The sequence below is a fragment of the Corynebacterium sp. c7Ub_26 genome, from assembly GCF_053760365.1.
Genome location: NZ_JBSNBL010000004.1, coordinates 254,306 through 269,657, shown reverse-complemented (window position 1 = coordinate 269,657; position 15,352 = coordinate 254,306). Strand labels below are relative to the sequence as shown.

Below are 15,352 nucleotides of genomic sequence, written 5' to 3'. Positions count from 1 at the left end.
CCGGGCGCTACCGTGGCACTATGCGAACGATAGCGATTGTTGGCGGCGGACCACGTGCGATCTCGGTCGTGGAGCGCCTCGGAAGTTTCTTGCGGGACTCGGCAGATCAGGCGTCAGCCGATGACAAGTCCGCGCACTCCGCTGGCAACGTCGCTATTCACCTTATTGACGACGTCGAACCCGGCGCGGGCCGTGTGTGGCGGACCGACCAATCATCCACGTTATGCATGAACACGCTGGCAGATGCGGTGACGCTCTTCACTGAACCGGGATCGAGTGTGCGTGGTCCCGTTCTGGAAGGCCCGACGCTCTACGAGTGGTTTCAATTGCTCCGCGGCGATGCTGTACAGCCACGGCCGACGGATTCTGATTCCTCCCGCGCACGCAAGAAAACGGAGCTGTTCCGCGAATTCCCGCCCACCATGCCCGCGGACTACGAGGAAGAAGTCCGTCAATCCCGTCCTGAATCGCATCCTTCGCGCGCGTTATATGGGCATTATCTGCGGTGGGTATTCGATATCACCGTGGACCGACTTCGGGCAATTCCGGGCGTGACCGTGCATATTCACAACGCCCGTGCCGTCGATATTCGGCCTAGCGATGCTGGCGCGGATGGGCATGGAGACACCGATGGTCCCGTCGGCAAGCAAGAAGCACACGCTGGGCAGCAGAGTTCTCAGGACACCATCACACTTTCCGACGGAACATCCATCGACGCCGACGCCACCATTTTGGCGCTCGGGTGGACGGACACCACCGCGAACACCGCCGAATCGGTGCTGGCCGCGAGTGTTGACGCGCACCCGAACCTGACCTGGATCCACCCCGGGCACCCCGCTGACCAGGACCTTGACCGTGTTGCTGGTGGGCACCCTGCCCGTGAGTCGGCACAGCAAGATCTACACGAGCACCGGCCCGACGTCATCGTTCGGGGACTGGGCATGGGGTTCTTTGACCTCATGGCCAGGTTGACCATCGACCGCGGCGGGGATTTCCAGCGCGCCTCGTCCTCGCCGTTGGACCTGACCTATAAGCCCTCCGGTCGGGAACCGCGGCTCATCGTGACGTCCCACCACGGGTACCCTTACCAGCCGAAACCCGTGTTTGGTTCGCTTCCGCCGGCGGCACCGATGCCTCGGCTGAAGGCTGCCGTTCAAGCTTTGCCCAGTGATCCACCAGCGGGCAGCATCGATTTCTCTACAACCCTGTGGCTAGCAATCCTGCGCGACGCGCAAGCTGCCTACTATCGCGTCCTTCTTCGCGACTCCGACGAGGCACTCCGCATTATCGACGACCCGGCAACAGACCCCTGGTCGCTTCACGATAATCCCCGGCTCGACGGTTTGGTCGCCCCCGTGGACCGCTTTGACCTGCCCTATTATGCCGATCCGATGTCCAGGATCGCGGCCGAGCTGCCGGAGGCGATGAATCCGGACACGGCAGACGCTGAATCTGCCATCCGCGCCCTTACCGAGGCGGTCAAAGAGGCGTTGAAGAATGACCTGGCCGAAGCGCGCCGGGGCCGCGAATCCGCGGTCAAAGCGGGTTTGCAGGTCATCGGAGCCGCGCGCAAAACCGTCGCCATCGCTGACGAACCGGGAAAATTCACGTCCGAGTCGCGCAGAGGGGACTACGCCGAGTTCGTGCGGATCGGTGCCAACGTCGGCTCCGGGCCGCCCGCGTTCCGTACCGCGGAGCTGATCGCCCTTATCGACGCTGGCCTGGTCGTTTTCGCGGGCGCAGATCCGATCATCGGCGTCACCACCGACCACGACGACGAACCGCAGTTCGTGCTGACTTCGCCGACCACCGGTGCGCGCCCGATGTACTCAACGACGCTAATCGACGCGTGGCAGCACAAACCGAACGTCAATAGGAGTACCGATCCGGTGACGCGGGCGCTGGTGGCGTCGGGAAGAATGAGACCATTTGCCCTGCATACGCCGCATGAGGACGATGCGAAACGTGGCGACGGCAGTGCGAACCGTGACGGTAGCGCCAAACCTCATCCCACCGCGACTCGCGCGCCCGAAGTCGACATGGCGACATGCCGGATTATCCACCCCGACGGCACGATCGATCCGCGCGTCCACATGTTGGGCATTCCGCTGCAAGAGATGCGTGCGGATACCACCATTTCGCCGATGCCGGGGACCGATCCGCTGATGCTGCAGGAAACAGATGCGGCAGCGGCAAGTGCGCTCGGGGTCGCCCGTGGGTAGCGTCGTCGGCAAGCAGTCTCGACATCATTGGCCACACTTCCTCTACACTGGCCCACACCATGACCGGAGCCATGAACGCTGACACACACGCTTGCACCCAGTCGCGACGCAACCACAGCTTCCGCGACGCCTGGATTGTTGAGACCACGACCGGCCCGATCAAAGGGCATGCCGAGACAGGCGTCGTTGCTTTCCGCGGAATTCCGTACGCGCAACCGCCGCGCGGTGACTTGCGATTTCGGCGTGCTCAACCGGTGGAACCGTGGACGGAACCGCTGATCGCGGACCATCCCGGCGACTATTGCGCTCAATACCGCAACAAGTCCGTGGGGTGGGTGGGCTCTGAGGACTGCCTGTGGCTCAACGTTGTTGTTCCGAATACGGCTGCTCGGTCGAGCGAAGGGCGCTCGGGCAAAGGCCAGTCTCACATGATTAATCGGGATGCCCGACGTCCGATCGTCGTCTACTTCCACGGTGGGTCCAACGTTCACGGCTCTGCCAACGAACCGTTGCTGACCGGGCAGTATTTCGCGCAAGCCATGGACGCGGTGGTCGTCGCGGTCAATTATCGTGTGGGAATCTTGGGGCAGCTGTCGCTCAATTACACGGCCGACGAGGCAAGTGTCGTCGGCACGAAGTCCACGACCAGGGCAGATTCCAACCCTGGCTTATCAGACCTCGTCACGGCCGTGCGGTGGGTCCACGACAATGCCGAGGCATTCGGCGGCGACCCCGCGCGCATCACGATCATGGGCGAGTCCTCGGGCGGCGCCATGGTGACCGCGCTGACCGCGGTGCCGGAACTCCGCGGGATCATCGCCGGAGCCATCGCGCAATCCCCGCCCGTCGCCATGGTCCATTCACCCGCAGCCGCCGCCCGGTGGGCAGATCGCGCGCGGGCCGAAAACCCCGACCTCAACGGCATCTCGGCCATGGAACTCGCGCACCTGACCGAACGGCTGAACGTCATTAACGACGAGTACCTCGAGTTTTCCGGCCCCTTCGCGCCCACTGTCGACGGGGACCTGATGGCTCGGCATCCTCTGGCTGTTCCCCAACCAACTGCCCCCGACGAACGAAGCGACGAACGTCGAGAAGAACCTCTTGACGACGGCACCCCGGCGGCGAACATCCCGCTTCTGATCGGGACGAACGCCGATGAATACCTGGTCATGCGGTGGGAGCGCATGTCCACCCGCGCCCAACGCGCGCGCATTCGTCGGCTGGCCCAGTCCATCGGCGGGAGCGCCCCGGAGATTTTGGCAGAGTTCTACCGCGGTGGCCGGACCCGCGCGGAGTGCGGGAGATTCGCCGGCGACGCCTTGTTCTTGGCATCGTCACTGCAATTAGCGTCCCGGTGGCCACAAGGGAAAGTCTGGATGTATCGGCTCGATATGTTGACGCCGTCGCTCCGGTTGTCAGGGCTGGGTGCGACGCACGCCCTCGACCTCCCCCTCTTATTTGAGCGCTACGATTCCGGCAAAGGCCCTGATGCGCTGTATTTGGGTGGTCACGATCAGATGCGGGCCACCAGTGCCGTCATGCAAAGTCGATGGAAGAATTTTATTCATTCCGGTAATCCAGAATTTCCACCATTTAGTGATGGCTTTGCTACTCAGATTTTTAATGCGGGCGAGCACACAGCGGAAGATCCGTCGGGTGAGCTGCGCCGGGCCTGGTCAGACGTTGATCTAACGAATTAATTTCGCCAAATAAGGAATCGTTAGTTCGCTGCATTTACTATATTTGTCAATGTGTCTATTCCTGTTAACGATTCTTCTCATTTAACTTCAACACCTAAAAGGTCATTTCGCGATAACTGGACCGTGAATACCACCACCGGGCCGGTGGTAGGTCACGCAGAAACGGGCGTGGCCGCTTTCCGCGGCATTCCGTACGCCGAACCACCCACCGGCGAGCTTCGCTTTCGCCGCGCCCGGCCCAAAGAGCCCTGGTCAACACCCCTTTTAGCAACACAGTCCGGCAGCCCCTGCATCCAAATCCGCAACGCCGACCAAGGCGTCATCGGATCAGAAAACTGCCTGTGGCTCGACGTCGTCGTCCCGCGCGACCCGTCGTCACGATCAGCGGTCGATGCGTCAGCCCGCCGCCCCGTCGTGGTCTTCTTCCACGGCGGTTCCAACGCATTCGGATCCGCCGCCAACAGGCTTTATTCCGCTCAGTACTTGGCGATGGCACTCGACGCCGTCGTCGTCGCTGTGAATTATCGGCTCGGGGTGGCAGGCGGAATGTCGCTGAGTTACGGAACATCGCAGTCCGACGTCCCCGCGGACCGCTTCGACACCAACACGCAGCTCTCCGACGGGATAACGGCCCTGACCTGGGTCCGTGACAACGCGGAGGCGTTCGGCGGGGATCCGCATCGAATTATCGCGATGGGGCAATCGTCGGGCGGGGCACTGGTGTCGTCCCTCACCGCTGTGCCCCAGCTGGAGAATGTCATCGCGGGCGTCATCATGCTCTCGCCGCCGCTGGCGATGGTCCACCACCCGGACTTAGCCGCGCTGTGGGCCAACCGCCTGTTCGATAAATGCCAGAATCCGGTGGCAGTGGATTCGCACACAATCGGGAAACTCAGCGGGGGCATACTCCAAGAAAATGTGGAAAACCTGGAGTTCGGAGGGCCTTTTGCCCCCGTTATCGACGGCGACCTCCTCCCGCGCCATCCGCTCGAAATCACGCCCGACGCCCCCGGGGTCGGCGGAAAAGTTCCGCTACTGATCGGAACAGTGAGCCACGAATACTATTTCATGCGGCTCAGGAAAGTTTCGACGACGACGCAACGCCGCCACGCCCAGACCTTTGCGGAATCCATCGGCCCGAACGCCGCCGAGGTGTTCCGGGACATGTACCGCAACGGTCGCTCACGCACCGAGTGCGCAGAGCTCTTCGGCGACGCCCTGTTCTGGGGCCCGTCCATCGCCCTGGCAGAGCAGTGGTCGCCCAGCAACGTGTGGATGTACCGCCTCGACGCCTCCACACCATTCTTCAAAGCCCTCGGACTCGGCGCGACGCACACCTGGGACCTTCCGCTGCTCTTCGGCCGGTACGACGCCGGAATGGCATCGAAAGCCTTCACTTTCGGCGGGTTGGACCGCATCAAGGAAACGACGGCTGCGATGCAACGTCGGTGGCGGGACTTTATTCACGACGGAAACCCCGGTTTCACTCCCTACGCCGACGACCGATCAACGCACATTTTTGGCGACGACGGCGAAACGACCGTGAACGATCCGCGCCACGACATGCGTGAGGCCTGGTCGAGCGTGGACTTCGGGTGAACGTAGGGCGGGGCGGCCTGCCTTTACCGTGAAAGTGCCGCCTGAGCAGCGTAAAGGCCGCATAATCCGTGTGCCCCCGCGCCCGGAGGCGTCGCCGCCGAACATAGGTACACCTGTGGCCCGTCGCCACGGCCGGTGACCGCATACGGGTTCGTCGACAATCGCGGCCTACCCACCAACCCGCCGAGCGTGTTCGCCCCGGTCGTGATGTTGCCACCCACAAAATTGGCATTGTCACGTTCAACATCCGCCGGAGTTCTGATTTCCTTAGCGACGATTCTCTCGCGGAACCCCGGCGCGTACTGCTCGATAACTCTCTCGATGGAGGCACACAGCGCGGACGCGTCGCGCTGCTCGGGGTGATTCCCTCCGTATCCGGCCGGTACGTGCGCATAGGCGTCGATGGGGTGGAGGTTTCCCCTGCTTCGCGACGGATCGGCAACGTACTGTTGGGTGACCAACACGAAAGGGCGCTCCGGCAGACGGCCGCGGTTGATCTCCCGTTCAGCGGTGTGAATATCGCGCACCGAGCCACCCAGATGCACGGTTCCAGCGCACCGAGCTGGCTCATAGGTCCACGGAATATCTCCCTCGATGGCGAAATTCACGACAGCGACGCCCGGGCCGTACTTGTACCGCGAGAGAGCAGCGCGAACATGCGGGGACACGCGCGGAGGACGTCGGCTCGCGTCGATGATCCCAAGAGCAGCTTGAGGTGTTGTGTCCAGCATGACGATGTCGTCGGCGCTGGCAGGGAGGTCGTCCAAGGATCGGACAGGGTTACCGGTCGTAATCTGCCCACCGGATTGTTCCAGCGCATGAACAAGGGCGTTGGTGATGGCCTGAGAACCGCCCTTGGCAACGGGCCAGCCGCGGGCATGTGCGGCGGTGGTGAGCATCATCCCGATGGCGGACGAGCCGGGGCCCGTCAACGGCCGAAACCCGTGTGCAGCGACGCCGGCGAAGAGTGCGCGAGCTTCCGCGGACAGCAATAATCGGGAAGTAGCCACGGCCGGTAGGCCTGCGGGAATACCGAATTGAAGGAGTTTTCCCCATTTACGTCCGTTTGTCCGAGCCTGGGCTAGCCGCAAAGGTGGCTGAAGAATATCGGACGCGAGCTCTGTGAAATTCCTGGCCAGAGGGCGGAAAATTCGCTCCCACCAGAATCGGTCGTGTGCAGTGGGAAATTGCTGGGCGGTGGCGTGGACATCGCGATACAGCGCGGCCCCACCAGATTTAGCCCCAGCAAAACCAGTGGCAACCCCACCCCGTGCAGTTCGAAGAAGTGGGTGCGCACATTGCACCGACGGCCACAACCACTCCAAGCACGCACTATCGTCGCTGGTTAAAGAGCGAAGGAGAGGATTCTCCAGCGCGAGCGGGTGGATCGCCGCGCAGTGATCGTGGATGAGCCCGGGAATGGTCAGTTCGTCGGAACGGGCACCTCCACCGATGGAGCTCTGAGCCTCGACGACAGTGACTGCATATCCAGCGCGTGCAAGAGTGACCGCCGCCGCGAGGCCGTTCGGGCCGCTGCCCACAACAAACGCTTGAGTCACAGGCACCCCTCCACCTTCGGCTCGCTCAAGTCACCGCGAATTATACGGCGTGTGAACCTGCGAGGGCTTCCTCACCCGTTTCGGATTTCTGGACTTCCTCCCAGTCATGCTCGCCAGCGTCCCACGTAGCCGTGTCCAAAATCCCGGCTCGCTTCGCCACCACCGTCGTGGCTAGGGACTGTCCAGTCACGTTCACAGCCGTGCGTCCCATGTCGATAATCGGCTCGATAGCCAGCAGCAGGCCGACACCAGATAGCGGGAGGCCCAGCGTCGATAATGTCAATGTCAACATGACCGTCGCGCCGGTCGTACCAGCCGTCGCCGCGGAACCGATAACCGAGACGAAGATAATGAGCAGGTAATCGGTGAAGTTCAGGGGAGTGCCATAGAACTGGGCGACGAAAATCGCGGCGACCGCGGGGTAGACGGATGCGCACCCGTCCATTTTGGTGGTCGCACCCAGCGGGATAGCGAAGGATGCGTACTCCGACGGCACACCCATGCGCTGCTCGGTGACGCGCTGGGTAACAGGCATAACACCCATCGACGAGCGCGTGACGAAGCCCAAGCTGGTCACGGGCCAGACGCGGCGGTAGAAGCCCGACACGGAAAGGCCATTGGTGGCGAGCACCGTGGGGTAGATAATGCCCAGCACAATGGCCAGGCCAACGTAAATAGCCAGGACAAACTTGCCGAGCGAACCGAGCGCGTCCCACCCGTAGTTCGACACAGCGTGCCCGATCAGCGCGGCCGTGCCAATCGGCGCCAGTCGGATGATCCACCACAGCACTGTTTGAACAATCTTGAGGACGGATTCATTAAACCGCAGGAACGGTTCCGCCGCGTGGCCGGTTTTCACAGCCGCAATGCCGATGGCCAGCGAAATGACCAGTAGTTGGAGCACATTGAAGGACAGGTCAATGCCATCGCCACTCGATGTGGTCGATGCGCCCAGCCCCAAGATATTCGACGGCACGATCCCCTCGATAAAGGCCAGCCAGCTGCCGGTATGCGATGGGTCCGCGGCCGTGGACGCGTCGATGCTGGTACCTTCACCGGGCTTCATAACCAGCGCCACAATAATTCCCGTGAGGACGGAGAAGAAGGCGGTGATGGCGAACCACACGAGCGTGCTAATCGCGAGCCGTGCCGCGTTGGTCACTTTCCGCAGGTTTGCGACGGAGGTAATCACCGCGGTGACGACCAGTGGCGGGATCATCACTTTCAGAAGCTGCACATAGGCAGTGCCGACGCCGTCGAGCAGCCCGCCCAGCCATCCTTCCTTGTCGCCGCCGAGCCCGTTGCTTTGAGCGCGCGCGATAAAACCGAGGATCAGGCCAATGATGAGGCCGGCGATCACTTGCGCACCAAACCCCGTCATCCATCCGGGGAGGAGCTTCTTCTTATCGACGGTGTCGTTGCGTTTGGCGCCGTTGTCGAGTTTTGTGTCAGCTGAATCGGCCATGTGTCTCCTTCGCTGTGACAACTGCGTGCGGGACGGCGGGAGGTGTCATGGCTGGTCAAGCCGGAGCCCGTGCAGACTGGTCTGTCTATTTATAACCGACGCACATATTACGTGGTGGCGTCCCTGGTTCCAACCCATGACAAGGGCCAACTATTCCTGACGTGACATATCACTCATCGGCGTGACAATCGTCGCCTGGCAGACACTTCGCGCTAATACGGGTTGACCGACGAACTATGCGTAGTAATTCGTATGTCATGAAGAATCGACGGAAATGCACGCTGGGGACACTCGGTACGGCTGCACACTCGACACCCCGGCCCGATCGGCGTTGCCGCCGCCAGGTCGGAGAGATCCAACCCCTCGGCATACACCGTGCGTTCCGCATGACGCGCCTCGCACCCCAGGCCAATGGCGAACACTTTTCCCGGCTGGCCGAACCGTCGTCGATAGTGTTTCACCGTCCTCGCCACCCACATATACGTCCGCCCATCCGGCATCTGCGCTAGCTGGCGCATCACTTTCCCCGGGTAGGAGAACGTTTCGTACACATTCCACAACGGGCAGGTACCGCCCGAATGTGTGAAATGAAAGCCCGTCGCCGATTGCCGCTTCGACACATTCCCGGCGCGGTCCACGCGAACAAAGGTCCACGGTATTCCCCGCAGCTTCGGGCGTTGCAGGGTAGATAAGCGGTGGCAAATGGTCTCATACCCCATGCCGTAGGCCGTCGACAGGTACTCGATGTCATAGCCGGCGCGCTCAGCCTGAGCATGGAAATTCGTGTACGGCAGCACCAAAGCCGCCGCGTAGTACGTCGCCGCGCCCCGCACCGCGAGTTGTCGGGATTCGTCGGACGTAAACCGCGGGTCCTCGTCGACAAGAGAATGAAGCTGATCGCCTACCTCTAAATAGGCAAGCTCCGTAGCCATCCGGAAAGCCTTCTGCCCCGACGTGAGATGCGCGTCGATGGTGAGCACGCCGGTGTCGGGGGAAAAGCGGTGCTGTACCATGTGCTCGGCGGTATCCGGGTGCCCATTCCCGCCGCTATCCAGGTGTGAAATATAGCGAACCTCGACCCCATATTTCGAGGTCAGCCGCGTGGCGACGCAGTCTTCGACGTGGTTGATATTGGGTACGCCCAGGCCCAGTGTCCCGGCAAGCCCCTCGGCCGCAACATCAAGCGAATCAATGTAGTTTTGGCGCGCATAGAAGAAATCACGAACCTCTTCGTGAGGCATCGTGAGCGCGTCGGGCCCCGTTGACGAATCCTCCACATCCGACCGATTCCGCTCCTCCGTGACCAGCGACAACTGGTCTGACACATTGCGATAGCGGCGGTGAATATCCACCAACGCGCGGGCAAGCTCCGGGTGAGTGTGCACGAGATCCGCCACCTCGTGCACATCAATGCTGGTGGGGCACACCTCGCGGTCCAGAGTGACGTCGTGAACCTCGGCGACCAGGCGGGAATCGTCTTCGCGCGAAAAGAAAGCCTCGTCGATTCCGAAACCATGGGTGATTTTCCGGAGAACCGACGAGGTCAGCGGGCGACTGTCATTTTCAATTTGGTTGACGTAACTGGCAGAGAGCCCGAGAGTATGCGCAAGGGTTGCTTGGCTTAACTCCCGTTCTTTGCGGAGCTGCTTGAGCCGCGTCCCGACGAATACTCGCGAGGACGGCCCCTCCTTCTCAGCTCCAGTGGTCATGCGACAACAATAGAGCGTCGCCGCGAGCGATAAAGGGGTTTTGCGCAGATTTGTCGACGCGGCCTGCGCGCACCCGCGTGCCTAGCGCGGGGCCGGGCGGACTGGCCTAGTGGAACTGGCCTTCCTCCGTGGAGCCCTTCAGTGCAACGGTGGAGGAGTTCGGGTCCACCGTGGTGGCAACGCGGTCGAAGTAGCCGGCACCGACCTCGCGCTGGTGCTTGACGGCGGTGAATCCGCGCTCCTTGGCAGCCTCGAACTCGCGGTTCTGCAAGTCCACGAAGGCCGTCATCTGCTCGCGTGCGTAACCGTAGGCCAGGTCAAACATCGAGTAGTTCAGCGAGTGGAAACCAGCCAAGGTGATGAACTGGAACTTGAAGCCCATCTTGCCCAGCTCGTTCTGGAACTTCGCGATCTCGTCCTTCTCCAGGTGCGAGGACCAGTTGAACGACGGCGAGCAGTTGTACGCCAGCAGCTGGTCGGGGAACTCCTCGTGCACACCGTCGGCGAACTTCTTGGCCAGCTCCAGATCAGGCGTGCCGGTCTCCATCCAGATGAGGTCCGCGTAGGGGGCGTAGGACTTGGCGCGCGCAATACACGGCTCGATCCCGTTCTGAACGTGGTAGTACCCCTCCGCAGTACGGTCGCCCGTGATGAACTTCTGGTCGCGCTCGTCGACGTCCGAGGTAATTAGTGTCGCGGCCTCGGCGTCGGTGCGGGCAACGATCACGGTCGGCGTGTTCAGAACGTCCGCCGCCAGCCGCGCCGACGACAGCGTGCGGATGTGCTGCTGCGTGGGGATCAGCACCTTGCCGCCCAGGTGACCGCACTTCTTCTCTGAGGCCAGCTGGTCCTCCCAGTGGGTACCGGCAGCACCGGACTGAATCATGGCCTTTTGCAGCTCGAAGACGTTCAGGGCGCCACCGAAGCCGGCCTCGGCGTCGGCAACGATGGGGACCAGCCAGTTATCGACGGCGGTGTCGCCCTCGATGCGCGCCACCTCGTCGGCACGAAGAAGTGCATTGTTGATGCGGCGCACGATCTGCGGAACAGAGTTAGCGGGGTACAGGGACTGGTCGGGGTAGGTCTGAGCAGCCAAGTTGGCGTCGCCCGCAACCTGCCAACCGGACAGGTACACGGCCTTCAGCCCAGCGCGAACCTGCTGGACAGCCTGGTTACCGGTGAGAGCGCCGAGGGCGTTGATGTAGCCGTCGCCCTCTTCGTGGATGGCGTCAAAAAGGATTTCGGCGCCGCGCCGGGCGAGGGTGTTTTCCTCGACGACGGTGCCCTGGAGCGCTTCGACATCCTCCGCCGTGTAGTTGCGGGTGATCCCCTTCCAGCGAGGGTTGGTTTCCCAATCCTTCTTGATTTCTTCAGCGGTACGGGCCTGTCCAACCGTAGACATTGTGCTCACTCCTATGAGGTCTAAGTTCTGGAGACATTGACACCCACATATCGGGCTAAATCCGTAGAAAACCGGACATTGCGATTTTGGTGAATGTCTGTATAGCCGGTGGCCATGGTGGCCTCGTTGGCGTGGTTATAACCTTTCTCGATGAGGAAACGCACGTCAATGACTTTTCGGATCGTATCTTTGTGCGGGGGTAGTGGGGGATTTTGCAAAGTTTGCAAACTTACGTCACCGTATGTTTCCGGTCGCACAATCGACAACCGGCAATGAGCTGCATTAATGCAAAATATGATCTAGATAACTGGGTGCTGTGGTTTGTGTCACTCCATAGTGTTTTGTGGATCACAGCAAAAAAGAGCGGGGGGAGCTGACGGGATATCTGGCACCGATTAGCTAAAAGGTGTTTCGCCGCACACCGAACTCCCTTAGGGTTAGCCACACCAGTGTTAGCAACACCACCGAGAACAGTTGTCGTTCCGAATGTTCCGAAGGAGAAGCTATGACAACCGCCACGTCCGACACCACACCCCGCACCAAAGTCGCTGGCCTCCAAGTGGCCACCACTCTTTATGACTTCATTACCGGCTCGGTTCTTCCCCGCATCGGCCAGGACCCCGACGCTTTCTGGTCCGGCTTCGCGGACATCGTGAAAACCTATACGCCTCGCAATAAGGAACTCTTAGCGCGCCGCGAGGAACTGCAAACCAAGCTCAATGAGTGGTACACCGAGCACCCCGGCGAGCAAAACATCGACGATTACGACGCCTTCCTCCACGAGATCGGCTACGTGGTGGACAATGACGATGATTTCCAGATCGACCCCGTCAATATCGACCCCGAAATCTCGGAAACCAGTGGCCCTCAGCTGGTGGTTCCCGTGCTAAACGCCCGCTTCGCGCTGAACGCTGCGAACGCGCGGTGGGGTTCGTTATATGACGCTCTCTACGGCACCGACGCAATCCCCGAAGACGGCGGAGCAGAAAAAGGCAACGGCGGCTACAACAAGGTCCGCGGCGATAAGGTCATCGCATGGTCGCGTGACTTCCTCGACAAGGCAGTTCCCCTGGTCGACGCATCCCACCACGATGTCACCCGATACGACATTTCCGACGGCTCCTTCGTCGGCTATGTCAACGACGAGAAGCATGAGCTGCGCGAACCGGACGTCTACGCCGGATACGCCGGGGACAAGTCCAACCCCACGTCGATTTTGTTGCGGCACAACGGGCTGTACATCGACATTTTGATCGACCCCGAATCCCCCATCGGGTCCACCGACAAGGCCGGGGTCAAGGACATTATTCTCGACGCCGCCGTCAGCACGTTGATTGACTTTGAGGATTCCGTCGCGGCCGTCGATGCCACCGATAAGACCCTGGGGTACAGCAACTGGTTCCAGCTCAACACCGGTGAACTGGAAGAAGAGGTGACCAAGGGGGACAAGACCTTCACCCGTCGGCTCAACCCCGACCGCGAATACACCAGTCCCGATGGCGAATCCTTCACCGCGCATGGCCGCACCTTGATGTTTACCCGCAATGTGGGCCACCTCATGACCAACCCGGCGATCCTGCTGGAAGACGGGTCCGAGGTGTTCGAAGGGATCATGGACACGGTCATGACTGCCGTGTGCGGGATCCCGGGGATTGACAAGAACAACCCCATGTACAACTCCAGCAATGGATCTATCTACATCGTGAAACCCAAGCAGCACGGGCCGGAGGAAGTGGAATTCACCAACGACCTGCTGGGTGCCACCGAGAAGCTCCTGGGCCTCCCGGAAAACACCATCAAGGTCGGAGTGATGGATGAAGAGCGCCGGACCACGCTGAACCTCGACGCATGTATCAAGGCCGTGTCTAAGCGGCTCGCGTTCATTAACACGGGCTTCCTGGACCGCACCGGCGACGAAATCCACACCTCCATGGAGGCCGGCCCCATGATCCGCAAGGGCGAAATGAAATCCGCCCCCTGGATGCAGGGCTATGAGGACAACAATGTCGACGCTGGTATTGCCCACGGACTGCCCGGAAAGGCGCAGATCGGTAAGGGCATGTGGGCGAAGACCGAGCTCATGGCCGACATGCTGGCGGAGAAGATCAGCCAGCCGGAACAAGGTGCCACCATCGCGTGGGTTCCGTCGCCGACCGCAGCGACGCTGCATGCCACGCATTATCACCAGGTAGACGTATTCACCGTCGACGAAAAACTCCGCGCTGCTGGGCGCCGTGATAACTACCGCGACCGCCTGACCGTCTCCGTATCGCCGGACGGACAATGGAGTGATGAGGACATTAAGGAAGAGGTAGATAACAACTGTCAATCCATTCTCGGTTACGTCATCCGGTGGGTGGAGCAGGGCGTGGGTTGCTCTAAGATTCCGGACATCCACAATGTTGACCTCATGGAGGACCGCGCGACGCTGCGTATTTCCTCGCAGCTGTTGGCCAACTGGCTGCGCCACGGCATCATCACCGAGGACTACGTGATCGAGGCGCTGAAGCGGATGGCGAAAGTTGTCGATAAGCAAAATGAAGGGGACCCGGCATACCGCCCCATGTCGGCCGACTTTGATACATCGATCGGGTGGCAGGCTGCGAAAGACCTGATTGTGGACGGGACGACCTCGCCGTCCGGATACACTGAGCCGATCTTGCATCGCCGTCGTCGCGAATTCAAAGAGCGCGAAGGGATTGCATAGGGTTCCGCCCCATAGAATGCTGTTGCGTTGGTGCTGTAACTGCTGCGTCTGTCACAGGTGATGGGTAACCTCATACGTGGACGGTGAAGGCCGAGCAGAAAGGCAACTTGTGGTGACGCAGTCAGCAGATACACCAACGCTTCAGGATCTTCTGAAATTCAAGGTCGTGCTTTTCGACCTTGATGGGGTTCTCACGCCCACGGCGACGCTCCACCAGCAGGCGTGGGCGACGATGTTCCAGGCGTTCCTGGCAGAGCGTGGCGAGCGTGCCTATACCGACCAGGATTACTTTGACTACCTCGACGGACGCCGTCGGGACGAAGCCATTCAATCACTCCTAGAATCACGGGGCATCACTCTTCCTTATAACCGTGCTGACGCAGGCTTGGACGGAGCCGATGATCCCACTGATAACACCATTACCGGGCTAGGCCTACGTAAAAACCGCGACTTCCTCGACCTCCTTAAACGTGGAATGGACCCGTACTCTGGTTCTTTGCAGCTGCTCCACGCGATGAAGGACCACAATGAGTCCCACGCGTCGGATGCCGTGCAGATGGGTGTGGTGTCGTCGTCAAAGAACACGACGAGGGTCCTAGAATCAGCGGGGCTCACTGATTATTTCCCTCACGTTGTCGACGGGACCATCGCCGAAGAGAAAAAGCTCAAGGGTAAGCCGGCGCCCGATACCTATGTTTATGGCGCCGAATTGTTTGGCCTCACCCCTGCCGACGCCGTCGTCGTTGAGGACGCCACCAGCGGTGTGGCCGCGGGGCGTGCCGGTGAATTTGGGTACGTCCTCGGCGTCAATCGTGGTGCAGGGAAAGACGCGTTGCTGAAGGCCGGGGCCGATGCCGTCGTTGACGACCTCGGCGAGCTGGTGTAAAAAAGGCCCCCTGCCAGCTAACCCACAACCTACGGATCGGTAGCCTGGTCGATAGGCTGTGACTGCAGCAGCTCATGCCGTTAACGTCACCACAAGGACC

Annotated in this window: 9 protein-coding genes; 5 read left to right on the top strand and 4 right to left on the bottom strand. The window is 61.0% G+C overall.

All coding sequences use genetic code 11. The features are described 5' to 3' along the window. Positions 1-20: 20 nt before the first annotated feature. The 3 genes from ACWORE_RS08620 (at position 21) to ACWORE_RS08610 (ending at position 5,524) form a co-directional block, all read left to right on the top strand. Positions 21-2,222: an FAD/NAD(P)-binding protein gene (locus ACWORE_RS08620; RefSeq protein ID WP_455303533.1), complete on the top strand. Its 2,202-nt coding sequence runs from the start codon at positions 21-23 to the stop codon at positions 2,220-2,222. 71 nt (positions 2,223-2,293) lie between these two features. Beyond that, positions 2,294-3,925, top strand: coding sequence for a carboxylesterase/lipase family protein (locus ACWORE_RS08615; protein WP_406605186.1), 1,632 nt, complete (start codon positions 2,294-2,296; stop codon positions 3,923-3,925). 123 nt (positions 3,926-4,048) lie between these two features. After that, a complete protein-coding gene (locus ACWORE_RS08610) occupies positions 4,049-5,524 on the top strand; it encodes a carboxylesterase family protein (RefSeq protein ID WP_455303532.1) in 1,476 nt (491 codons plus the stop codon). Positions 5,525-5,547: 23 nt separating this feature from the next. Here ACWORE_RS08610 and ACWORE_RS08605 read toward each other — a convergent pair whose 3' ends face one another. The 4 genes from ACWORE_RS08605 to aceA form a co-directional block, all read right to left on the bottom strand. Beyond that, the gene (locus ACWORE_RS08605) at positions 5,548-7,083 is read right to left on the bottom strand and encodes a phytoene desaturase family protein (RefSeq protein ID WP_455303531.1); all 1,536 of its coding nucleotides are present in this window, start codon (positions 7,081-7,083) and stop codon (positions 5,548-5,550) included. Between the two features lie 40 nt (positions 7,084-7,123). After that, a complete protein-coding gene (locus tag ACWORE_RS08600) occupies positions 7,124-8,548 on the bottom strand; it encodes a dicarboxylate/amino acid:cation symporter (protein ID WP_455303530.1) in 1,425 nt (474 codons plus the stop codon). A gap of 212 nt (positions 8,549-8,760) precedes the next feature. Continuing rightward, positions 8,761-10,257, bottom strand: a complete 1,497-nt coding sequence (gene ramB / locus ACWORE_RS08595) for an acetate metabolism transcriptional regulator RamB (protein ID WP_455303529.1) — start codon at positions 10,255-10,257, stop codon at positions 8,761-8,763. 106 nt (positions 10,258-10,363) lie between these two features. Next, entirely contained in the window at positions 10,364-11,659 is a 1,296-nt protein-coding gene (aceA, locus tag ACWORE_RS08590) for an isocitrate lyase (RefSeq protein WP_406605182.1), read from the bottom strand. Between the two features lie 505 nt (positions 11,660-12,164). Here aceA and ACWORE_RS08585 point away from each other — a divergent pair. Further along, positions 12,165-14,366 carry a malate synthase G gene (locus ACWORE_RS08585; protein WP_455303528.1) on the top strand — a complete coding sequence of 734 codons (2,202 nt, stop codon included), beginning with the start codon at positions 12,165-12,167 and terminating at the stop codon, positions 14,364-14,366. Positions 14,367-14,475: 109 nt separating this feature from the next. After that, the gene (locus tag ACWORE_RS08580) at positions 14,476-15,252 is read left to right on the top strand and encodes an HAD family hydrolase (RefSeq protein WP_455303527.1); all 777 of its coding nucleotides are present in this window, start codon (positions 14,476-14,478) and stop codon (positions 15,250-15,252) included. Positions 15,253-15,352 lie beyond the last annotated feature (100 nt).

Bases quoted from the DNA above. Each gene is read 5' to 3' on its own strand.
- ACWORE_RS08620 (WP_455303533.1), top strand. From the start codon at position 21: ATGCGAACGATAGCGATTGTTGGCGGCGGACCACGTGCGATCTCGGTC.
- ACWORE_RS08615 (WP_406605186.1), top strand. From the start codon at position 2,294: ATGAACGCTGACACACACGCTTGCACCCAGTCGCGACGCAACCACAGC.
- ACWORE_RS08600 (WP_455303530.1), bottom strand. From the start codon at position 8,548: ATGGCCGATTCAGCTGACACAAAACTCGACAACGGCGCCAAACGCAAC.
- ramB (WP_455303529.1), bottom strand. From the start codon at position 10,257: ATGACCACTGGAGCTGAGAAGGAGGGGCCGTCCTCGCGAGTATTCGTC.
- aceA (WP_406605182.1), bottom strand. From the start codon at position 11,659: ATGTCTACGGTTGGACAGGCCCGTACCGCTGAAGAAATCAAGAAGGAT.
- ACWORE_RS08585 (WP_455303528.1), top strand. From the start codon at position 12,165: ATGACAACCGCCACGTCCGACACCACACCCCGCACCAAAGTCGCTGGC.